Source organism: Aureimonas altamirensis (assembly GCF_001463885.1).
In the GTDB taxonomy this organism is placed as follows: Bacteria; Pseudomonadota; Alphaproteobacteria; order Rhizobiales; family Rhizobiaceae; genus Aureimonas; species Aureimonas altamirensis.
In genome coordinates this window covers 378,037-397,796 of record NZ_BBWQ01000001.1, presented here as the reverse complement: position 1 = coordinate 397,796, position 19,760 = coordinate 378,037, and the positions used below count along the sequence as shown (strand labels likewise).

Here is a 19,760-nt window from a genome sequence, read left to right as displayed (position 1 = left end):
CCCTTTCAAAAACCAGACAGTCGATACAGAAATTCGACCGTACGAATCTTCTAGTCGATCACCGTAACGGTGTCAACTGTCTTTTTCAGGATCAATGATTTTCGTTCATAGGATTCTGTCCGGGCCAGGCCGCGAGATGATCCTCGAACTCTTCGGGCGCCAGCCCCTCCTCGCTGATGGCGCGGCCCCGCACTGATATGCCGGCCTCGTGGACCGTCGTCGGATCGCCGGACACCAGATGGTGCCACCAGTACAGATCCCGCCCCTCGGCAACGAGGCGATAGGCGCATGTCGGCGGCAGCCAGGTGATTTCCCGCACGCTCTGCGGCGTCAGCGGCAGACAGTCGGGCACCGTCGTCAGCCGGTCTTCGTAATCGGAACAACGGCAGCTTTCGCAGTCCAGAAGGCGGCAGGCGACATTGGTCCAGGCGATCTCGCCCGTGTCCCAATCCTCGAGCTTGTTGAGGCAGCACCGGCCGCAGCCATCGCACAGGGATTCCCATTCACGCGGCGAAAAATCCTCCAGCGCGCGTTCGCGCCAGAACGGTCTGTTGCCGAAATCACGCAGCGAGGAATTCAATGGCGAATCTTGCGTCGGCGGCTTGCTGTTTACCGTCAATTTGCTCACCTAGGGTTATGAAGGGCGTACGAAGCCGGGCAGCGGAAGCCATTCCGTGTGCCCCGTATGCGTGGTGGTGATAAGCGTGCGGAAACATCTCCCACCCAACCGGCAGAAGCGGCGCGGCCCAACTGCGCTTATCGAAGTCGATGCCTGGCTGGATAGCAGCTTGTGGCGGCTTTTTCACGGCTTTTCAGCCGCCTGGGAAAGCGTGACCATTTTTTCCCGGAAGTTTCGTGCGCGCGGTTTCAACCGCGTCATGGTGGAGCTGTCCTGTGAAGGGCTGACGCTCGGCCTCGCGGGCCTGATCGTGCTGCTGGCCCTGGCGCAGCCGGCCATGCGCCTGACGGCCGACGGCCTTCCCGCCGAAGGCTCCTACTCGGTCGCCTTCCTGGACCGCCATGGCAACGAGATCGGCCGGCGCGGCGAGCTGCGCGCCGACGCGGTGCCGATCGAAGAGATGCCCGACCATTTCCTCAAGGCCGTACTGGCGACAGAAGACCGCCGCTTCTTCGAGCATTGGGGCATCGACTTCGTCGGTCTCGGACGCGCCATGAGCGAAAATGCGCGCGCCGGCGGCGTGGTGCAGGGTGGCTCCACCCTGACGCAGCAGCTTGCCAAGAACCTGTTTCTGACTAACGAGCGGTCTATCGACCGCAAGATCAACGAGGCGTTCATCGCCCTGTGGCTGGAGACGCACTACTCCAAGCGCGAGATCCTCGCCATGTATCTCGACCGCGCCTATATGGGCGGCGGCACGTTCGGCGCGGCGGCGGCGGCCGAGTTCTATTTCGGCAAGGACGTTCGCAACGTCACCCTGGCCGAGGCGGCCATGCTGGCCGGCCTGTTCAAGGCGCCGGCTGCCTACGCGCCACATATCAATCTGCCTGCGGCGCGCGCACGCGCCAATGTCGTTCTGGGCGCCATGGTGGACAGCGGCTTCATGACGGAGGGCCAGATCGTGGCGGCCCGCCGCCGGCCCGCAACCGCCGTGGACCGCTCCACCGTCGCCTCGCCCGACTATTTCCTCGACTTCGCCTTCGACGAGGTGCGCCGCCTGACCGCCGGCAGCAAGCTGCGCAATCTCACAGCGCGCACCACCATCGACATGGGGCTGCAGCGGCTTGCCGACGAATCGATCGACTATCATCTGCGCCAGTTCGGCAAGACCTACGGCGTAGAGCAGAGCGCCATGGTGGTGCTGGATCACGAGGGCGGGGTGCGGGCGCTGGTCGGCGGTCGCGATTACGGCGTCTCGCAATTCAACCGCGCCACCCGGGCGCTTCGCCAGCCGGGCTCATCCTTCAAGCCGTACATCTATGCGGCCGCGATGGAAGACGGCATGACGCCCAAGGATACGGTGGTGGACGGGCCGGTTCGCGTCGGCAACTGGTCTCCCCAGAACTACGGCAACTCCTTTTCGGGGCGCATGTCCGTTGAAACGGCGCTGGCCCGCTCCATCAATACGGTGGCGGTCAAGCTCAGCCAGAAGGTCGGCTCCGGCAACGTCGCCAAACTTGCCGCCAGCATGGGCGTCGAAACGCCGCTTCGCGGCGACAAGACCATCGCCCTCGGCACCAACGAGGTGACGGTGATGGACCAGGCGACCGGCTATGCGGTATTCCCCGCCGGGGGCATGCAGGCAAACCGCCACGCCGTGCTGGACATGATGGATGGGGAAGGCAATGTCGTCTGGAGCGCCGCGCGCGATCTGCCTGCGCCGCAGCGCGTGCTGTCGGCTGATGCGGCCCGCTCGATGAACGAGATGCTGGTGCAGATCCCCGAGCGTGGAACCGCGCGCCGCGCCGCCCTGTCCATGACACGCGCCGCCGGCAAGACGGGCACCACGCAGGGCTACCGGGATGCCTGGTTTGTCGGTTACACGGGCAACTTCACCTCTGCCGTCTGGTACGGGAACGACAGTTTCAAGCCAACCAACAAGCTTACCGGCGGCTCCCTGCCGGCCATGACATGGCAACGCTTCATGGAAGCCGCGCACAAGGGGATCGACCTCTATCCCATCCCCGACATCGAGAACCCCCTGCCCGAGCCAGGCAGCACCCCTGTCGCGGCGCGGGACGACGATGCGCCGCTTATCGTGCGGCCGCCCAGCATCAACGCCGATACGCAGCGCCTTCTGTCCAATCTGTCTCGTATGATGCGCGACGCCCCGCCCACGGGCACCAACCGCGTTGCCGCCCGGGGCGAAGACGCGACGGCCGCGGAAGCCCGTTGACCGCAATGCCAGGGCTGCGCCTCGTCCTGTTGATGCTTGTCGCGATCGTCGTCGCATTCGGCGGCGGCGCCTGGTCGGCGCAGGCCCTTCTGGCGCGTTTCGAGGGCCAGGGCGTCATCGCCATTGGCCCATGGCGTGCCGACAGGATGACCGGCTCTCCGGCAGCCGACCCCTATTCCAGGGCACGGTCGGCAAGAGACGGCAACCTTACCCTCGGTCTTGGCGAAGGATTGGCCTTCCGTGCCGCAACCGATTCCGAAGGCCGCCCCCTGCGTGCGGACTGCACCTACCGGGTCGAGGGCCCGATACCGCTGGCGCGCCTCTACACGCTGACGGCCTACCGCCCGGACGGCCAGCTCGCCTTGCCACGGCAGTCGGACCGGCCGGGCGTTCTCGTCTCTTCCAGGCTGATGCGCGACGATGCCAACGCCGCACCCATCGTGGCAAGTGCGGTGGCGCAGCCCGGCAACTGGCTGTCGTTGCCCGGCGATGGCGGCCCGGTGGTGCTGGCACTCTCGCTGTACGATACGCCTGCCAGCAGCTCGGCCGGCACCGACAGGCTGGCCCTGCCCACCATCGACAGAGCGGGCTGCACCGGCCGTGGGTAAGCTCATCCTCGCTCTTCTGGTGGGTCTCGTCGGCGCCGCCGTCGTCCATATCGGCGTTGTCCTGGCCATGCCCCGGATTGCCGAGGACAGCGCATGGAGCCGCCTGTCGGCCCGCGGCGCGCTGTTTGAAACCGACATTCTGGAAGCCGGCTCCGGGCCGTTCACCTTCGTCGACCCGGCCTTCGATGTGTCCACATGCCGATTTTCCAGCGCAAACGGGCCGGTGCACCTGACGGCCGAGCCGTCTTCGGCATTCTGGACGGCATCCTTGTTCAGCCCGTCGGGCGACAATATCTACAGCATCAACCAGCGCGCCGCGCTGGATGACACGCTGGATATCATGCTGGGCACGCAGGAGCAGTTCGACCAGTTGCGTCTGGCCGGCACCTTCGACGAGAACGCCTCGATCTTCGTGCCCTTCGACGCCGTCGAAGGCTATGTCGTGTTGCGTGGCGTGGTCGAGGCGCCCAGCCTTGCGGACGCCGCGTCACGCTTTGTCGCCACGCTGCAGTGCCGGGCGGAACCGCTTCCACCGACCTGACGGTCCGGGATGGTTAATGATCGGTTAAGGTTTCCGGTCTAATTTGGGCAAACCCTCACAGGAACAATACGCAACGCACCATGATCGACGCCGCACCCGCCCTCTTCCGTACGCTGGAAAAGCCGCAAGGTGCGCAGTCGATCGACACGGTGGCGCTTGCCGCGATCTCCGCCTTTTCTGCCATCGAGCGGCCCAGCCGGCGTCAGGCAGAAGATCTGACGCGCCTTGTCCTGTCGAGCTGGCCGCGCCTTTCGGAACCGGCCAAGCGCCAGGTTGCCGGTGTGCTTTCGGGCATGGACAACAGCCCGGTCAGTGTCGAAGCACTGGCGGCAGAGCTGCCGGCGCGTCCGGAGGCCGCATCCGCACCATTGCTGGGGCTTGTTCGACGCACCCAGCTGCGGCTGGCAGATACGGGCGCAGAGGCCTGCCCCGCCGCCTCGCCCGCTGTTCAGTCCGTTGCCGAGGCCGCGTTGAAAGGCCAGTTGGACAAGGCTTTCGACCGGCTGGCGGATGCCTACGGGTTACAGCGTGGGCGACGCCCGGATTTTGCCGGCGACACCGGCGGACACATGATCGCCATGGCCTTGAAGGGCCTGAAGGCCAGCCCCGGCGATGCACTGGCCATTCTTATGATGCTGCGGCCGGAGCTGTCCGGTGACGTCCAGGCGCTGGACGGCTTCGCGGCGGCCTACCGCAAACTCGATTGCGACGAATGCCGACGCAGGCTCAAGGCGGATTACGGGCAATCGCCGGGGCAAACCTTCGGCCGCCTGCGCGAACCCTCGGCCGATGCCCCCGCCCGCAGCCATTTCGGCAAGCGGCGGCAGCGGCCGGACTTTCCGGTCAATCAGCCTCGGCAAGCATGAGGTAGCGGGAGACGTCATCCGTCTCGAGTTCGACGACCCAGAAATCGGGGTCGAAACGCGCCTCCCGCTCGAAGCGCTTTGCCAGCGCCTCCGGATCCGTCTGCGGCTCGGTCATGAACCGGCGCTCGCCATCCTCTTCGGCCAGGGCCTGAACCGCCGGCGCGTAGAGCTGGACGCTGCCGTCGCGTTGTCGCACCACCACGAAGATGGCTCCCGCCGCTTCCGCGCCCCGGCGCTCCACGGCGGCGAAACCGCCATCGGCAAAGACCCTGCGGATCAACTGCGCGACGAACAGGTCGGCGGTGATCCGCATCAGTGCACCGCGCCGACTTCCGTCAACTTCTTGAGTACGTCGCCATCCGGCTCGCCCGTCACGTCCATCCCGTGGAGGGCCTGGAAGGTGCGGATGGCCGTACGGGTCTGCTCTCCCGCGATGCCGTCCGCCCGCAGCTCCGCCACATTGGCGCGTGTCAGCGCGGACTGGATCTGGCGCACCAGCTCGCGGTCGTTGCCGGAAGCGGCATTCAATTCCGCGACACGCTCTTCGAGGCTGCGATCGTCACCGCCGGGCGTCGGGTTGACCTGCCCATACTGGCGCACCTGCGTCAGCAGCAGCGGCGTGATCATGCCGTCCACCTGCAAGCCCTGACTTTCCTGGAACTGCCGTACCGCAAGGTCGGTCGCCTGGCCGGGCCGGCCGTCGATCTCGCTTTTGTAGAAGCCGTGTACCTGCAGCACCTGCTGCACCTCGCGCACCAGCGGCACCGACATGATGCGGGGGTCGTTGACGGGGCGCCACTCTTCGATGGCGGCCACGACCTTTTCCTGCGGGATCGCACCCGTGATGTCTGCAGGGTCGGACGAGACATGAACCCCGCCGCGCGTGGCCAGGATGGGACTGACGATTCCCGCTTCCTGCCGAAAGGCGTTGGCGCCGACGACGGAGCCGAGCGTCAGGAAGGCCGCCGTACCGAAATACAGAAGCGGCCGCCTGGAGACGAGGCGATACAAGCCGACCGCGCCGGCCGAAGCCAGCGTCGCGATCAAGCGTGTCGCACCGCCGATTCGGTCAGGCTGAGCGGCGGTTCGGCGCTTGCGGGATGTTTGGGGCGAGGTCCGGGTTTTTTTTGCGGGCATCTGTCAGGCTTACGATATTTTCCATTGGGGTTGTTGATCGTGCGGCGATACGCGCTTGGCAATCGGCCGGAATGAAGCAGTCTACCACGGTGCCGATACCGGCGCGGCTGCAGGTGTGCAGCCTTCCGAGATGCGTTTCGCACAGGCTGCGCGCCATCAGCAGCGCGCAGTTGAGTGCCGGCTGCGTGTCGGAGCCGGCAAGGCCATCGCCTCCATCGGTGACGGTCAGCCGCAGGCCGCTTTCGTCGGTGGCCACGCGGATATCGATCTCGCCGCGCGGCGTAGCGGCAACGGCATTGGCAAAGACGATGCCGAACAGAAGCCGAAGCGCCTCGCCATCGGCAACGCACGCACCATTCTCGGCCGTGGTGACGGCAAGCCGCAGGCCTTTGCGCGCGGCCTCGGCGCGGGCGGTGACCAGCGTACTCTCCACAAGCGGCGCAATCGGCAGGCTTGTCGGCTCTACCCGGCAGGCTCCGCCGTCTATGCGCGACAGGTAGCACAGGGCACCGGCCAGAAGGTCGACCGGCAAAGAGCCGGCGCCATGGCCCGCAACGGCAAGCTCGTGCCCGACGGCGGTCAACAGGCTGGTCTTGCCGGCGCTGGCGCGGACGGCATTGTCCAGCGCCTGCTCGACCGACCCTGCATCGGCCGGCCGGAGTTCGTCATTCGGTTCGCCCACCGCCAGCACGGCCCCGGCCGCGTCGGCCCCATCCATCGCCACCAGCTTGAGGCGCATGCCGCTTGCGGCGATCCCGTCGGCGGCGCGCAGCTTCAGATCGGCGCGGGCAACCCCGCCCCTGAGCGATGCCAGCGCGGAAAGAACGGCGATGCGGTCGCGGAGGTGGACGAGCTCGGCCAGGCCGTAGCCCGCCTCGGGCCCGCGTACGGACTGCAGGATGCGTCCCTGCCTGTCCAGAATCAGGATCAGCGAAATCGCCTCGTCGGCAAGCAGGGCTTTTGCGAAGGCCGGCAACTCGGCCAGGGGCGTCCGCGCCGCAGTGGCCGAGATGCGCCAGGATACGGTCGCGACCGCGCCTGCCATGCAGGCGATCGAGGCAAGCAGCAATTCGCGGCGGACCGCGCCGGTGGCAACGCCCGCCCACACCGCCAGCATGGCGCACCCCATGCCGAGCGCCAGAAGCACCAGCAGCACGCGCAGGCGTGCCGCCCTGGCCCGTCCCTCGAACTGGGTCGGCAGGAGTCCGTCCAGACCATCGCGCAGCCAGCCGCCAAGGCGGGCGCTACGCCGGCCGGCGTGCCCTTCCTTGTCGTGGGCGGTGTTCGCGGGAGTGTCTTTCGCCATCGATTACGTGTGTCGCAGCCTCTGTCCAATCACCGGGATCGTGCCCGCCAACCTTTTAATGAAGCCATAAGTCAGCCGGCCGGCAGGCCCGCCAAGGGTGCCGAATGGCGCCTTTCACCATGGATTCGGAGCGGCATCGCTCAACATGGTTAACCGCCGGCATCCGCGCATGAATGGCCATTCTTTTCAGTCGCTTGATCCTGTCCTGCATCCCGCGAAGACCGGCCGGAAGCATCATCCCCGGACGGATTTCAAGGAAGCGGAAACCCTGATGCGATACAGGAGGGCAACCGAAACGCCAGGGATGGGCCCGCCGTTTGATCCGCTTCGTCATCAGGATGGCATTCTTGCTGGGGCTGATCGCCTTTTTCCTGCCGGGCGCCAACCGCGACCGCGAGGGAGAGGACATCAATTATTTTCTTGCCTTCGCGGGCTTCCAGCAGGCCCTCAGCGACCTTGGCGGCTTCTGCGAGCGGGCGCCCGCCGCCTGTGGTGCCGGATCGCAGATTGCCGGCTTCGTGCTCAACCGTATCGGCGACGGGCTCGAATACGGCTATGCGCTCGTGCGCGGCCGAACGGCGGAAATGGCCCCGACGGCTATTCCGGCGGCAGGCCCGGCCCCACAGCCGGCTGCAGCCCCGCAGCCGGCGCAAGCCGTTCTTGGCCCGGTCCAGCCCGAGGCGACCGGCAATCCGGCCGCCAACCCCGTGCCGCATCCGCTGCCGCGCCCGGCAGGGTGACGCCCGGGGTTTAATCTTGCCCCTCGCATGCCCTATATCCTGCGCATACGCAAAAACCCGCGCGGCCCAACGAAACGAGACATCATGCGCAAGATCGAGGATATCATCTCCGACTTCGAGTTTCTGGACGATTGGGAAGACAAGTACCGCTACGTCATCGAGCTCGGGCGGGAACTGCCGCCCATGGCGCCGGAAGACATGAACGAGGCAACCAAGGTGCGTGGCTGCGTCAGCCAGGTCTGGCTGAAGCAGGATCTGGAGGACGGCGCGGTGCCGCGCCTTCATTATGCGGGGGAATCCGACGCGCATATCGTGCGCGGGCTCGTCGCCATCACGCTTGCCTTGTACTCCGGCCGTACCGCACCCGAAATCATGGAAACCGACGCCGAAGCGACATTCGAGCGGCTCGGCCTGAAGGAGCATCTCACGCCGCAACGCTCCAACGGGTTGCGCTCCATGGTGGCGCGCATCAAGGACGATGCGCGGCGGGTGGTGCAGCCGGCCGAATAGACGGCCTGGCGCCCTGTGCCATCCAGCCGCGTGTCCGTGCACCCGGCCGCACCGGACCGACGGCGGTGTCGCTGTAGCCGTAATGACGTGCAAGCGCCCCCAAGGCCAGCTTGAGCACCAGCTTTCCGGAGCGTACTGGCCAGCCCCGCTGCCGCTCCACCTCTTCCAGGCCGATCTGCAGGCCGCATATGTCCACCACGATGCCTGAAAGTTCCGGCCCTACCGCGGCAAGCGCCTTGCCGACACGCGTGCGCGCGTCGATCGCGGCATCAGCGCCCCTGTCGTCAGGCCCGCCGCGCTGCCCTTTCGGCGTCGGGTCGTAGCTCTGGCTCGTCGAAGGTTGCAGCCCCGCAAACTCGAAGTCGCGCGAGAAGCGTTCTCCAGCCTCCCGCTCGGCCCCACCCAGAAATGCCTGTCCGCCGCGCTCGGCCCTGCCGAGTCGCGCCAGCACGTCTTCTGTCCGGGCGCGCTTCACCGGGCGACCTCCCAGGGAGATGCCATCATGTCCCGGCAACTCTCGGCAAAGCGTTCCATACGCGCCAGAAACGTATCGAAGGCCGGATCGTCGCGGCGGTCCTCCACCCGGCGAAGGGCATATCCTATGCTTGTCCGGTCGCGCCGGAAGGCGTCCGCTATCTGGCGCGCCGGGCACTGGAAAACGACATGGGCAAGATACATGGCGATATGGCGGGCGTCGCATACGGACGCGGCAGAGCGCGTCGGAGCGGCGATCTCGCTTTCCTGATGGTTGCAGAAGGCGGCGGCAATGGCGATCGCCATGCCGCACGGGCCGGATACGCGTCCGGTGGCCATGGGGGCCTGTGCCCGCTGGTACGCCGACGGCACGGAATGCATAGTCATCATAACTCAACCCCGGAAATTCCTCGACGCGCCGATTGAACGACATCGGCGGTGCATGTGAATAAATTCACACACATTCGAAGCGGCGGGGCAGACCAAAGCCCGCGATAGCGGCGTTTTCCACCGCAATTCACGATATTAGTCTAGAGTATTTATCCCCACCCTAAGGCGTAGGCCCACTCTGCTCCTCCCTGCATCGCAAAAGGAGAAGAGCATGAATGGGGCAACGGAAATGGAGAAGGCGCTGGCGCAGGCGGCCCGCGCCTTCGCAACAAACGCCGCACATGCCCGCACGAAGGCCGAAGCCAACCTGGAACTGATGGGGATGCTGCTTCATCTCGGCTACACAAGGGGTGACGTGCAGGTGCTGGAAGCGCCGGATGGGCAGTTGCCGCCGGCGTTTGCGGCGGCCGCCTCGCAACTGCTTCGGAGCCGTATCGAGCATCTGTCGCGGCAAGCCCGCAGCGGCAAGCCCGGCTATGACGTATCACGCCATATGCTGCTGCATCGGGCGCGCAAGCGCCTTCAGGCGATGGAATATCCTGCGCGGGACGCTCAGTCCGATGCGGCTGAAGGGCAGGTCGCCATGCTGCCGAACAGGCTGTCCATGGTCAGGCGGCCGACACGCCCAAGGTCGAATTCGCAACTGTTCTTCAGCCATTCTCCGAACAGCCCGACAAGCATGCAGATATAGGCGTTGGTGGCCGCCTCGGGCGTCCAGGCCGGACCAAGCTGGCCGAAGGACGCCGCCCGGTCGAAGATCGCCTCGACATTGGCGCGCATCACCTCCCGGCCCTGCCTGTGGGCGTACAGCGCCTCTTCCATTTCGCCGACATACTCGCAGCGCAGGAGAATGATGGTGAAAACCCGCTTGGCCCGCTCATCCTTCTGGAAGCGCTCGAACGTCTCGACGGTAAAATCCCGCAGATGCGTCAGCGGCGATGAGGCTTCCATCAACGCCTGGGCCCGGAAGAACTCCTCTTGCGGCAGGTGGGCGCGGTCGCACATGGCGCGGAACAGATCGGATTTATTCGAGAAATGCCAATAGATCGCGCCCCGCGTGACACCGGCGGCGGCGGCGATCTGGTTCAGGCTCGTCTGGCTGACGCCCCTTTCGAAGAACACCGATTCCGCGGCGTCGAGGATCGTCTCGCGGGTTTCCGCCGCTTCCTGTTTGGTACGTCTCATGCGGGCTCCAAGAATTACATTCATATATGAATGTAAGCATGGTGCATTGCAAGAGATTTCATGCCTGCCTTGCGCTACGCCCTCACGCGATATGCATGCCTGCCATGCGTGATGCTGCATTGCAGCAAGACCATGCGGCCCGTACTTTGGTGGACAGCACCGAAGGAGAAAACTCTATGAAGCTGCGTCACCACCTGCGACGTCTGGTCGTCCGTACCGGCGATATGGAAGAGAGCTACCTGAACGAAGCGACCTCGCTTGCCGATCTGGAGATTCGCCAGCGCGAGATCGACCGTGGCCGTTTCCGTCGGTTAAACGGTTAATACTAGTTTCCTTGCGGCATAAAGAGCGCAATCAAAAATTATTGTAACCGAAGTCGCCTCGGTGCGTTGTTCCAGCTTGACGGAACACGGTTAACGGCAATTCTCCTCCAAAAGGCTGCCGTTCAATCAGCCTGTCGAGTGAGGGAACATGCTGATCTTTTTCGGAACTGCGGCCGATGTCGAAGCCCTGGGCGCCGGCATGTCGGGAAATGCGGTCAGCCAGCAGATCAAGGCCGCGGCCGATGGGGGCCACCGCATCAGGCTGGTCGTGCTCGATGAATCAAGAGCCATGCCCGCAGCGGATGGCATCCCCGGATCGGTCGAGCTCTTGTCCGCCAATCCGGCCGAAGACGGCGACCTTGGGCTCGAATGCGGCGCCCATGTTGTTGTGAACGTCGAAACTCCCTTCGCACACCTCATGAAGGTGGCACGGGCCGCACGCGACGCCGGCGCCTATGTCGTGTTCAATCTCTCCTGCATGCCGGCCATCTTCGCGATGCCCGAACTGCATGCGGTATTGGGCAGAACCGACATCCTGATCCTTCGCCAGGCCGAATTGCAGAAGGCTGTCGGGCTGCTCGGGCAGGACATGCTGGGCGACTGCGAAACCACGGCGGAAATGGTTGGCGCGCTCGCCTACTGGGCGTCCTTTGCCGTGGTGGCAACGGATGGCCGTGACGGCGCGCTCTACGCCGAAGGGGAAGCGCCGGCACAGCGCTTCCTGTCGCCACGCGGCGAGGACATCGACGAGCGTGCCGTCAGCAACAGTTTCGTCGGCGCCCTGACGGCGGCCTTGTCGGCCCGGAAACCGATGCCCGAGGCCATCGAGGCGGCTTTGGCAAAAGCCACCTCGCCTCAGGCTCAGGCCGCCTCATGAGGCAAGGGCCGGCAGCCCTTTCATGACCTTGTCCAATGTCATGGGATAGTCCCGAACGCGTACGCCGCACGCATTGTAGATGGCGTTCGTCACCGCGGCTCCGACACCGCTGATCGCCAGTTCGCCGATGCCCTTGGACGCCAGCGGGCTGGCATAGCGGTCGAGCTCCGGTAGAAGAACCACCTCAAGCTGCGGCACGTCGGCATTCACCGGGACATGATATTCGGCGAGATCGTGATTCACCATGAGCCCGCTGCGCGGATCGATGACGAGCTCTTCCGTCAGCGCCGTGCCTATACCGAAGATCTGTCCTCCGAAGCACTGCGAACGCGCCGTCTTCTCATTCAGGATCCGGCCGGCCGCACCCACCGTCAGCAGGCGGCGGATGCGCGTTTCGCCCGTTATCGCATTGACCGCGACTTCGCAGAAATGCGCCCCGTAACTGGCCTGGTGCGTGGATTTGTAAGCCTTGCCCGGCTTGAAGGTCGCCTCCACGACAAGATCGTCCAGCCCAACCAAAGCGGACAGCTTCACCTGCTTGTTGGCGGCGATGGCGGTGCCATCGGCCAGCGTGATATCACCCGGCGCAACGCCCATGCGCTCCGCCAGCGCGGCGATGACGGCCTCGCAGGCCGTATAGACGGCTGACCCGGAAGAACTCGCCCCCCACGAGCCGCCCGAGCCCGGGCCCTGCGGCAAGCTGGAATCGCCCAGGACGACGGTCACGTCCTTCAGGTCCACTCCCAGCATGTCGGCGGCGATCTGCGACAGGATCGTGTAGGTGCCGGTGCCGATATCGGTCATATCGGTTTCGATACGCACTTTGCCGTCGGTCGATAGGGTCAGGCGCACGCTTGCCGGCATCAGAAGGTTCTTGCGCGAGGCTGCGGCCATGCCCATGCCCACAAGCCAGTCGCCCTCGCGCCGGCTGCCGGGCGTTTTCGGGCGCGCGTCCCACCCGAACAGGCGGGCACCCTCGTCCATGCAGTCTACCAGCCGCCGCGACGAGAATGGCAGACCGTCCTGCGGATCGATCTCCGGCTCGTTGCGCTTGCGAAAGTCGATCGGATCGAGGCCGAGCTTCTCGGCCATTTCGTCCATGGCATTTTCCAGCGCCAGCATGCCGACGGCTTCGCCGGGTGCCCGCATGGAAGACGCCAGAAGAATGTTCACATCGACCTTGCGGTGCGTGATGCGTCGGTTTTCGCCACTGTACAGAAACACCGTCGATATGCCGGCCGGTTCGAAGAAGGAATCTTCCGCGGTATTGCCCGAGACGGTATCGTGCCCGATGGCCGTGATACGACCGTCCCGCGTGGCGCCGATGCGCATACGCTGAACCGTATCGGTGCGTCGGCTCGTCGTCTGGAAAACCTGTTGCCGCGTCAGCGCCACCTTCACCGGCCGCCCGACTTCCTTGGCGGCAAGCGCCGCAAAGACGGCTTCCGGCCCGATCCCCAGCTTGCCGCCGAAGCCGCCGCCGATATAGGGCGCGATCAGGCGCACCTTGTCCTTGCCGATGCCGAGCGCCGCGGCCAACTGGCCGACATTGGTGGATACTAGCTGGTAGCAGCCATGGATCGTCAGGCTGTCGCCATCCCATTCGGCGATGGCCGCGTGCGGCTCCATGGCGGCGTGGCTTTGGGCCGGGGTGGTATAGGTTTCGTCCAGCGTCACCTCCGCCTGTGCGAAGGCGGCATCGAAACTGCCCTTTGCCACCGTCGACGGCATCACGCCGTCACCGGGGTCGTAGGCCTCCGACAGGTCGGCCATAAGGTCGTAGTGGCCGGGCGTCGGCTCATAGTCCACCCGCACCGCTTTTGCGGCGTCCCGCGCCGCTTCGAAGCTTTCCGCCACGACAAGGCAGATGGGCTGCCCATAAAACGCAACCTTGCCGCCGATCAAGGCCGGCTTCTTGTCGCTCGGGTCGGCGGCGGCGCGGACGCCGCGCGGGTCTGTAACGATGTGCAACACGCCCGGCGCAGCCCTCGCAGCATCGACATGGACGTGCACGATGTTGCCAGCGCCGCGCGTCGACAGCACCAGAAACCCGTAGGCGAAGTCGGACGACCTCTCCTTCATCTGCTCGTAGGCGTAGGGCGCCTGGCCGCTGACCTTGAGCTGGCCCTCGTATCGGTCGACCGGCTTGCCGAGCACCGACAGCGCGCCCCTGTCCAGCCGCGTATCTTCTGCCGGCTCATCCATCCTGTAGCTTGTCTTGACGGCGCTCATGCGGGCGTACCCCCTGTCGTATCTTCCAGCACGGCAACCAGTGTGCGGCGTGCAAGGTCGATCTTGAAATCATTGTCGCCATGGCCCACCGCATCCCGCAGCAGGATGTCGGCGGCCTTCACGAACACGGCGCGCTCCGGACGCTCGCCGGCCAACGCCTCCTCCACGGCACGAGATCGCCATGGCACCGTGCCGATGCCGCCGAACGCAAGGCGCGCGCATGCGATCCGCCCGTCCTCCACGGCGACGATTGCAGCCACCGACACAAGCGCAAAGGCATAGGACGCACGGTCGCGTACCTTGCGATACGCATGGCGCCCAGCCGGTGGCGGCGGCAGGATGACACCGGTGATCAGCTCGCCGGGCTCCAGCGTCGTCTCGATATGAGGCGTATCTCCCGGCTGGCGGTGGAACGCCTGCAACGGGATGCGCCGTGTGCCGCCCTGCGCGTCCAGCGTTTCCACCTCGGCATCCAGCGCGCGCATGGCGACAGCCATGTCGGAAGGATGGGCGGCGATACAGTGATCGGACGTGCCAAGGATCGCCATGATGCGATTGAAGCCCTGCATGGCATCGCAACCGCTGCCGGGCTGGCGCTTGTTGCAGGCGGCGCTCGTCTCGTAAAAATAGCCGCACCGCGTCCGCTGCAGGAGGTTGCCGCCGGTCGTCGCCTTGTTGCGGAGCTGTCCGGACGCGCCGGCCAGAAGGGCTCGCGACAGAACGGGATAGTCGCGGCGGACTGCCGGGTGGGCGGCCAGGTCGCTGTTGGCGACAAGGGCGCCGATGCGCAATCCCCCGTCGTCCTGCGGCTCGATGTCCTTCAGCGGCAGCCGGGATATGTCGACAAGCGTTTCCGGCGTTTCGACCTGAAGCTTCATCAGGTCCAAGAGGTTGGTGCCGCCGGCGATGAAGCGCGCACCATCGGCAGAGGCCGCTAGCGCGGCGGCAGAGGGCTCGGTTTCCCGGACGTAGTCGAAATGCCTCATGATTCCACCTTCGCGGCCGCATCCCGGATCGCATCGACGATGTTGGGGTAACAGGAGCAGCGGCAGATATTGCCGCTCATTCGCTCGGAAATCTCCGCGTCGGTCAGTTCGGCACCGCCGTCGAGAAGCTCGGTTGCATGGCTTGGCCAACCGTCCTTGACCTCGCCCAGCATGCCGACGGCAGAAATGATCTGGCCGGGCGTGCAATAGCCGCACTGGAAGCCGTCATGCTTCAGGAAGCTTTCCTGCATCGGATGAAGGTCGCCGGGCATCCCCAGCCCCTCGATCGTGACGATCTCGTCATCCTCGTGCATGACGGCAAGCGTCAAGCAGGAATTGATGCGTCGCCCGTTCACCAGCACCGTACAGGCGCCGCATTGCCCGTGGTCGCACCCTTTCTTGGTGCCCGTCAGCGCCAGGTGATCCCGTAGCGCATCGAGAAGAGACGTCCGTATGTCGACGTCCAGCGTATGCTCGCTGCCATTGACCGTTAATTTCATGGCCGATGTCGTCCTTCCCTGTAACCGTTCCAGACTTGAACGCGAAACAAGCAGGAAGGATGCCTTACGGCCTGAGAGGCTCCACCATCACGGTCGGGACAGGATGCCCCCGGTCATCGGATGGGGAACGCCGGTCGTGCCGGGAAAACTCAGCGGAAGGCCGCGCAAGCTGCGGACAGCAAGCAGGGCGAAGCACTCCGCCTCCACGGCATCGCCGCGCAGGCCGACCGCGTCGGCATCGACCGCTTCGACGCCGCACCGCGATGCGATCTCCCGCATGATGACGGGGTTTTTCCGGCCGCCGCCGGAAACGACGATCCTTTCCACCCGTCCGGGCAGAAGCTTCAGCCCGGCGGCAACGCATAATGCAGGGAACGCCGACAGGAGGGCCGCGCCATCCTCCAGCGAAAGCCCCTCGGCAATTGCCGAGGTGAAGTCGTTCCTGTCGAGCGACTTCGGATAGGGCGCGGTCAGATAGGGGTGGGCGGCAAGCCGCGCCAAACGCCCTTCGTCGACCGTGCCGGCGGCTGCGATGGCGCCGTCCCTGTCCATCGCCTTGCCGGTATGCTGCGCTATCCAGTCGTCCAGCGGCGCATTGGCCGGCCCGGTGTCGAAAGCGTGCAACGTCCCGTCCGGCGCACACCAGGTGATGTTGCCGACACCCCCGAGGTTCAGCAGCGCGCTGCCGACGCCTGCTCCGATATGGCGCAGCAGCGCACGGTGATAGACGGGGGCCAGAGGGGCGCCCTGCCCGCCCGCCGCAATGTCGGCGCTCCTGAAATCGTTGACGGTCGCTATGCCGGTCAAGCGGGCCATCAGCATGCCGTCGCCCAACTGGCGGCTCGCGCCGATGCGCTCGGACGTTGCGGCACGGTGCAACACCGTCTGCCCGTGAAAGCCGATCACCGAAACCTCGGCCGGATCGATGTTCCCGCGTGTCAGAACAGCTATCACGGCCGCCGCCTGTGCCCGTGTCAGCGCTTCTTCCGCCTGCCGGAAGATGGCCGGCTCCGGCCCCGTGAAATTCCAGGTCGCGGCCTCTGCCATCGCCTGTCGCAAAAGCCCGGTCACCTCGGTGGGATACGGCTCCAGCGCCTGCGGCCCAAGCTCCAGTATGTCGGTCCCATCGGTTTTCAGAAGGGCCACGTCCACATTGCCGTCCAGTGCCGTCCCGGTCATCAGGCCGACAGCCCATCTCTTATCCATGGTCGCTCCTGTCGATGCCGGACAATCCTGCGAAAGGCTTGCGCAAGCCGAATCCAATGCGCTAACCACCGCAGTAAACCGCCATAATGCGGTAAAGAAAATCTGAGGAAACGCCCATCATGTCCGCCGATGCCCCGGATGCGACCCGCACGAATGGCGGCTCGTGGGCCTTTCACCTGAAATCGACGCTTGCACTCGGCCTGCCGCTGATCGGTGCGCAGCTTGCCCAGGTCGGCATGAATGTCACCAACACGGTGATGCTCGGCTGGCTCGGCCCGCTGGAACTCGCCGCCGCCGTACTGGGCTGGCAGATGTTCTTCGTGGTCTGGATGTTCGGCTCCGGCCTTGCCTATGCGGTGATGCCGCTGGCGGCCAACGCAGCCGGCGCAGGCGATACGCGCGGTATCCGCCGGTCTGTCCGCATGGGGCTGTGGGCCATACTGGTCTATTCCGCCCTGTTCATGATTCCCCTGTGGTTTGCCGAGCCGGTCCTGCGGGCGCTCGGACAGCAGCCCGACATCGCCGCTTTGGCCGGCCAGTACATGCGCGTGCTGCAGTGGTCGCTTGTGCTGCAGCTCTTCGTCATGGTGCTGCGCTCGTTTCTCAGCGCGATCGAGCGTCCGCGCATCGTGCTCGTTGCGCTCGTCATCGGCGTCGTCATCAACGCGGCACTCAACTATGCACTGATCTTCGGCCATTTCGGCCTGCCTGCCATGGGCATGGCCGGATCGGGCCTTGCCACGCTGATCGCCGTCGGCGCCGTCGCGCTGTTCCTGATCCTGTATTGCGCGCGCCATCCCGTGCTGCGCGGCTATGAGCTCTTCGTGCGCTTCCTGCGGCCGGATTGGCCGGCCTTCCGCGAGGTGTTCCGGCTCGGCTGGCCCATCGGCGCAACCATCGTCGCGGAAGTCGGCCTGTTCACCGCCACATCGATCATGATGGGCTGGTTCGGGCCGCTGCAACTGGCGGCGCACGGCATCGCCCTGCAACTTGCCAGCATCGCCTTCATGGTGCCGCTGGGTCTTGCCGGCGCGGCCACCGTACGGGTGGGGCGGGCCTATGGCCGGCGCGATGCCGCCGGCATCTCACGCGCGGCGCGCACCGCGGTCGGCGTCGGCGTCGCGGTGGCATCCCTTGCCGCCCTTATTTTCTGGACGCTGCCCTATGCGCTGATCGGGCTCTATCTCGACGAGGGCGATCCGCGCTCCGCCGAGGTGCTCGCCTATGCGGTGCCCTTCGTGGCCGTCGCAGCGGCCTTCCAGTTGGTCGATACGATCCAGGTCCTGTCCAGCGGCGCGCTGCGTGGGCTCCGTGATACACGCGTGCCGATGCTCATCGCCATCTTCAGCTACTGGGGCATCGGCATGCCGACGGCCTATACGCTGGCCTTCGTGGCCGGCTGGGGCGGCATCGGCATCTGGTGGGGCCTGGCCATCGGTCTCGCTGCCTCCGCTGCCCTGATGACGGGGCGCTTCATGCGGCGCGAGCGCCGTGGCGCCCTGCTGGTCGGCGCCTGAGATCAGGCGAAGCCGGCCGCCACTTTCGCCGCGCCGTCGCGCATGAGCCGGTCAAGCTGCGCCGTGAGGCTGTCCACGAAACCGCGGTCTGCCGGCAGGTCGTCGCCAAAGATGCCAAGGCCGAAAAGCGCCTCCGCCACGTCACGGGCGGACGATTTTCCGGCAAGCCCGGCTTTGATGCGCTCGGCCAACGGATCGCGGACGTCGATGGGACGGCCCTGTTCGTCTGTGCCCATCACGTAGCGCATCCAGGCAGCCACGCCGAGCGAAAGCCGCTCATGGCCAAGACCTGCCTTGCGGCAGGCGCGGATGGTGTTCAGCAGCCGCTGCGGGATCTTTTGCGATCCGTCCATCGCGATCTGCCATGTGCGATGTTTCAGGGCCGGGTTGCGGAACCGGTCGCGCAGGTCGCCGCCATAGGCCCGCATGTCGAATCCCGCGATCGGGGGAAGCGTCGGGATGGCTTCCTCCTCCATCAGGCCACGCACCAGCGCGTCGAAACCGGGCGCCATCATCGTGGCGTGCACGGTCTCGTGCCCGGCAAGGTAACCGAGATAGGCCAGTGTAGAGTGGCTGCCGTTCAAGAGCCGCAGCTTCATCAACTCGAAGGGCTCGACGTCGTCGACAAACGTCACGCCCGCGTCTTCCCAGGCCGGCCGGCCGCTGGCGAAGCGGTCTTCGACGACCCATTGGCTGAAAGGCTCTGTCGCGATCGGCCAGGCATCCACCAGTCCCAGCGCATCGGCCACGGTCTGGCGGTCGGCGTCGGTGGTGGCCGGCACGATCCTGTCCACCATCGTCGACGGAAATGTCACCGCCCCGCCGATATAGGCGGCCAGTTCCGGGTCGCGTATCTCGGCAAAGCGCATCACGACACGGCGCACAGTCTCGCCGTTGGACGGAAGATTGTCGCAGGACAGCACGGTAAAGGGCGCCAGCCCGGCCGCGCGCCGGCGGGCGATTGCCTCGACAAGGTAACCGATGGCGCTTTTCGGCGTCGCGGGCGCGGCCAGATCATGCACGATATCGGCATTGGCCTCGTCGAGTTCACCGGTCGCCGGTTTGTGGCAATACCCTTTCTCGGTCACCGTCAGGCTGACGATCCGGGTATCGGGCGCCGTCAGGGCATCCAGGACGGCGTCGGACGACTCCGGAGCGACCAGAAGCGACGAGATCGCCCCCACCACCTGCAGGCTCTCGCCGGTGGCGTCACGCACCGCTACAGTATAGAGGCCGTCTTGCGGCGCCAGTGCGTCACGCGTGTCGGGCGAGCGCAAGGATACGCCGACGATGCCCCATGCGGTATCGCCGCCGTTCAGGACGGTTTCGGTATAGACGGCCTGATGCGCCCGGTGGAACGCCCCGACGCCAAGATGGACGATCCCGTGCCGCAGCGAGCCGCGGTCATAGGAAGGCCGCGCGATCCGCGGTTCGAGGGCGGCAAGGCTGGCGTCGGAAAGGCGTTCGGTCATGCGGGGTCGCTCATCCTGTCTGGGCTGCGGGCGGC

21 protein-coding genes are annotated in these 19,760 nt (G+C 65.7%); 9 read left to right on the top strand and 12 right to left on the bottom strand.

The genetic code is table 11. The features are described from left to right. Nucleotides 1-91 precede the first annotated feature (91 nt). Nucleotides 92-580: a YcgN family cysteine cluster protein gene (locus AUL31_RS01830; RefSeq protein ID WP_244489290.1), complete on the bottom strand. Its 489-nt coding sequence runs from the start codon at nt 578-580 to the stop codon at nt 92-94. A gap of 250 nt (nt 581-830) precedes the next feature. Between AUL31_RS01830 and AUL31_RS01825 the strand changes: the two genes are divergently transcribed. The 4 genes from AUL31_RS01825 (at nt 831) to AUL31_RS01810 (ending at nt 4,870) form a co-directional block, all read left to right on the top strand. Next, nucleotides 831-2,855 (top strand): transglycosylase domain-containing protein, encoded by a 2,025-nt coding sequence (locus AUL31_RS01825; protein ID WP_306302600.1) that lies wholly within the window; start codon nt 831-833, stop codon nt 2,853-2,855. Between the two features lie 5 nt (nt 2,856-2,860). After that, nucleotides 2,861-3,463, top strand: a complete 603-nt coding sequence (locus AUL31_RS01820) for a DUF1214 domain-containing protein (RefSeq protein ID WP_060600406.1) — start codon at nt 2,861-2,863, stop codon at nt 3,461-3,463. Further along, nucleotides 3,456-4,004 carry a DUF1254 domain-containing protein gene (locus tag AUL31_RS01815; RefSeq protein WP_060600404.1) on the top strand — a complete coding sequence of 183 codons (549 nt, stop codon included), beginning with the start codon at nt 3,456-3,458 and terminating at the stop codon, nt 4,002-4,004. The genes AUL31_RS01820 and AUL31_RS01815 overlap by 8 nt, the downstream gene beginning before the upstream one ends. Nucleotides 4,005-4,084: 80 nt before the next feature. Then, nucleotides 4,085-4,870 (top strand): hypothetical protein, encoded by a 786-nt coding sequence (locus AUL31_RS01810; protein WP_060600402.1) that lies wholly within the window; start codon nt 4,085-4,087, stop codon nt 4,868-4,870. On the opposite strand, the gene AUL31_RS01805 is transcribed toward AUL31_RS01810, so the two are convergent. From AUL31_RS01805 to AUL31_RS01795, 3 genes are read right to left on the bottom strand one after another with little or no spacing between them, the layout of a single operon-like run. Continuing rightward, nucleotides 4,848-5,183, bottom strand: coding sequence for a DUF1491 family protein (locus AUL31_RS01805; protein ID WP_060600400.1), 336 nt, complete (start codon nt 5,181-5,183; stop codon nt 4,848-4,850). The genes AUL31_RS01810 and AUL31_RS01805 overlap by 23 nt on opposite strands. Next, nucleotides 5,183-5,917 carry a peptidoglycan-binding domain-containing protein gene (locus tag AUL31_RS01800; protein ID WP_060600397.1) on the bottom strand — a complete coding sequence of 245 codons (735 nt, stop codon included), beginning with the start codon at nt 5,915-5,917 and terminating at the stop codon, nt 5,183-5,185. Before AUL31_RS01800 ends, AUL31_RS01805 begins: the two co-directional genes overlap by 1 nt. A gap of 22 nt (nt 5,918-5,939) precedes the next feature. Continuing rightward, on the bottom strand, nt 5,940-7,313 hold the full coding sequence (locus AUL31_RS01795; protein WP_060600394.1) for a sensor histidine kinase: 1,374 nt from the start codon (nt 7,311-7,313) through the stop codon (nt 5,940-5,942). Between the two features lie 347 nt (nt 7,314-7,660). Between AUL31_RS01795 and AUL31_RS01790 the strand changes: the two genes are divergently transcribed. Then, nucleotides 7,661-8,053 carry a DUF5330 domain-containing protein gene (locus tag AUL31_RS01790; protein WP_143190099.1) on the top strand — a complete coding sequence of 131 codons (393 nt, stop codon included), beginning with the start codon at nt 7,661-7,663 and terminating at the stop codon, nt 8,051-8,053. A gap of 84 nt (nt 8,054-8,137) precedes the next feature. Further along, a complete protein-coding gene (locus AUL31_RS01785; protein WP_060600389.1) occupies nt 8,138-8,563 on the top strand; it encodes a SufE family protein in 426 nt (141 codons plus the stop codon). On the opposite strand, the gene AUL31_RS01780 is transcribed toward AUL31_RS01785, so the two are convergent. The 3 genes from AUL31_RS01780 to AUL31_RS01770 form a co-directional block, all read right to left on the bottom strand. After that, nucleotides 8,523-9,038: a DUF6456 domain-containing protein gene (locus AUL31_RS01780; RefSeq protein WP_060600387.1), complete on the bottom strand. Its 516-nt coding sequence runs from the start codon at nt 9,036-9,038 to the stop codon at nt 8,523-8,525. The two genes, AUL31_RS01785 and AUL31_RS01780, sit on opposite strands and share 41 nt — an antisense overlap. Continuing rightward, nucleotides 9,035-9,424 carry a helix-turn-helix domain-containing protein gene (locus AUL31_RS01775; protein WP_159439778.1) on the bottom strand — a complete coding sequence of 130 codons (390 nt, stop codon included), beginning with the start codon at nt 9,422-9,424 and terminating at the stop codon, nt 9,035-9,037. The genes AUL31_RS01780 and AUL31_RS01775 overlap by 4 nt, the downstream gene beginning before the upstream one ends. Before the next feature lie 555 nt (nt 9,425-9,979). Then, nucleotides 9,980-10,612: a TetR family transcriptional regulator gene (locus tag AUL31_RS01770; protein WP_073468966.1), complete on the bottom strand. Its 633-nt coding sequence runs from the start codon at nt 10,610-10,612 to the stop codon at nt 9,980-9,982. Nucleotides 10,613-10,716: 104 nt separating this feature from the next. On the opposite strand from AUL31_RS01770, the gene AUL31_RS20170 reads away from it, so the two are divergent. Beyond that, nucleotides 10,717-10,935: a DUF3563 family protein gene (locus tag AUL31_RS20170; protein WP_244489289.1), complete on the top strand. Its 219-nt coding sequence runs from the start codon at nt 10,717-10,719 to the stop codon at nt 10,933-10,935. A 148-nt stretch (nt 10,936-11,083) separates the two neighbouring features. Then, nucleotides 11,084-11,812: a PfkB family carbohydrate kinase gene (locus AUL31_RS01765; protein WP_060600383.1), complete on the top strand. Its 729-nt coding sequence runs from the start codon at nt 11,084-11,086 to the stop codon at nt 11,810-11,812. Here AUL31_RS01765 and AUL31_RS01760 read toward each other — a convergent pair. The 4 genes from AUL31_RS01760 to AUL31_RS01745 form a co-directional block, all read right to left on the bottom strand. Further along, complete coding sequence (locus AUL31_RS01760; protein ID WP_060600380.1) at nt 11,807-14,044, bottom strand: xanthine dehydrogenase family protein molybdopterin-binding subunit; 2,238 nt, start codon at nt 14,042-14,044, stop codon at nt 11,807-11,809. The genes AUL31_RS01765 and AUL31_RS01760 overlap by 6 nt on opposite strands. Beyond that, nucleotides 14,041-15,030, bottom strand: a complete 990-nt coding sequence (locus tag AUL31_RS01755; protein ID WP_060600378.1) for an FAD binding domain-containing protein — start codon at nt 15,028-15,030, stop codon at nt 14,041-14,043. Before AUL31_RS01755 ends, AUL31_RS01760 begins: the two co-directional genes overlap by 4 nt. Next, complete coding sequence (locus AUL31_RS01750) at nt 15,027-15,530, bottom strand: 2Fe-2S iron-sulfur cluster-binding protein (RefSeq protein WP_073468965.1); 504 nt, start codon at nt 15,528-15,530, stop codon at nt 15,027-15,029. The genes AUL31_RS01755 and AUL31_RS01750 overlap by 4 nt, the downstream gene beginning before the upstream one ends. 87 nt (nt 15,531-15,617) lie before the next feature. Then, nucleotides 15,618-16,736: an anhydro-N-acetylmuramic acid kinase gene (locus AUL31_RS01745; RefSeq protein ID WP_060600376.1), complete on the bottom strand. Its 1,119-nt coding sequence runs from the start codon at nt 16,734-16,736 to the stop codon at nt 15,618-15,620. 116 nt (nt 16,737-16,852) lie between these two features. Between AUL31_RS01745 and AUL31_RS01740 the strand changes: the two genes are divergently transcribed. After that, on the top strand, nt 16,853-18,253 hold the full coding sequence (locus AUL31_RS01740; RefSeq protein WP_409359929.1) for an MATE family efflux transporter: 1,401 nt from the start codon (nt 16,853-16,855) through the stop codon (nt 18,251-18,253). A 2-nt stretch (nt 18,254-18,255) separates the two neighbouring features. On the opposite strand, the gene AUL31_RS01735 is transcribed toward AUL31_RS01740, so the two are convergent. Then, nucleotides 18,256-19,725, bottom strand: a complete 1,470-nt coding sequence (locus AUL31_RS01735; protein WP_060600372.1) for a mannitol dehydrogenase family protein — start codon at nt 19,723-19,725, stop codon at nt 18,256-18,258. Between the last annotated feature and the right edge of the window lie 35 nt (nt 19,726-19,760).

What these genes read in the sequence shown, in the direction of transcription:
- AUL31_RS01785 (WP_060600389.1), top strand. Translation starts at nt 8,138, where the DNA reads ATGCGCAAGATCGAGGATATCATCTCCGACTTCGAGTTTCTGGACGAT.
- AUL31_RS01770 (WP_073468966.1), bottom strand. Translation starts at nt 10,612, where the DNA reads ATGAGACGTACCAAACAGGAAGCGGCGGAAACCCGCGAGACGATCCTC.
- AUL31_RS01745 (WP_060600376.1), bottom strand. Translation starts at nt 16,736, where the DNA reads ATGGATAAGAGATGGGCTGTCGGCCTGATGACCGGGACGGCACTGGAC.
- AUL31_RS01765 (WP_060600383.1), top strand. Translation starts at nt 11,084, where the DNA reads ATGCTGATCTTTTTCGGAACTGCGGCCGATGTCGAAGCCCTGGGCGCC.
- AUL31_RS01775 (WP_159439778.1), bottom strand. Translation starts at nt 9,424, where the DNA reads ATGACTATGCATTCCGTGCCGTCGGCGTACCAGCGGGCACAGGCCCCC.
- AUL31_RS01760 (WP_060600380.1), bottom strand. Translation starts at nt 14,044, where the DNA reads ATGAGCGCCGTCAAGACAAGCTACAGGATGGATGAGCCGGCAGAAGAT.
- AUL31_RS01750 (WP_073468965.1), bottom strand. Translation starts at nt 15,530, where the DNA reads ATGAAATTAACGGTCAATGGCAGCGAGCATACGCTGGACGTCGACATA.
- AUL31_RS20170 (WP_244489289.1), top strand. Translation starts at nt 10,717, where the DNA reads ATGCGTGATGCTGCATTGCAGCAAGACCATGCGGCCCGTACTTTGGTG.
- AUL31_RS01795 (WP_060600394.1), bottom strand. Translation starts at nt 7,313, where the DNA reads ATGGCGAAAGACACTCCCGCGAACACCGCCCACGACAAGGAAGGGCAC.
- AUL31_RS01755 (WP_060600378.1), bottom strand. Translation starts at nt 15,030, where the DNA reads ATGAGGCATTTCGACTACGTCCGGGAAACCGAGCCCTCTGCCGCCGCG.
- AUL31_RS01820 (WP_060600406.1), top strand. Translation starts at nt 2,861, where the DNA reads ATGCCAGGGCTGCGCCTCGTCCTGTTGATGCTTGTCGCGATCGTCGTC.
- AUL31_RS01735 (WP_060600372.1), bottom strand. Translation starts at nt 19,725, where the DNA reads ATGACCGAACGCCTTTCCGACGCCAGCCTTGCCGCCCTCGAACCGCGG.
- AUL31_RS01810 (WP_060600402.1), top strand. Translation starts at nt 4,085, where the DNA reads ATGATCGACGCCGCACCCGCCCTCTTCCGTACGCTGGAAAAGCCGCAA.
- AUL31_RS01805 (WP_060600400.1), bottom strand. Translation starts at nt 5,183, where the DNA reads ATGCGGATCACCGCCGACCTGTTCGTCGCGCAGTTGATCCGCAGGGTC.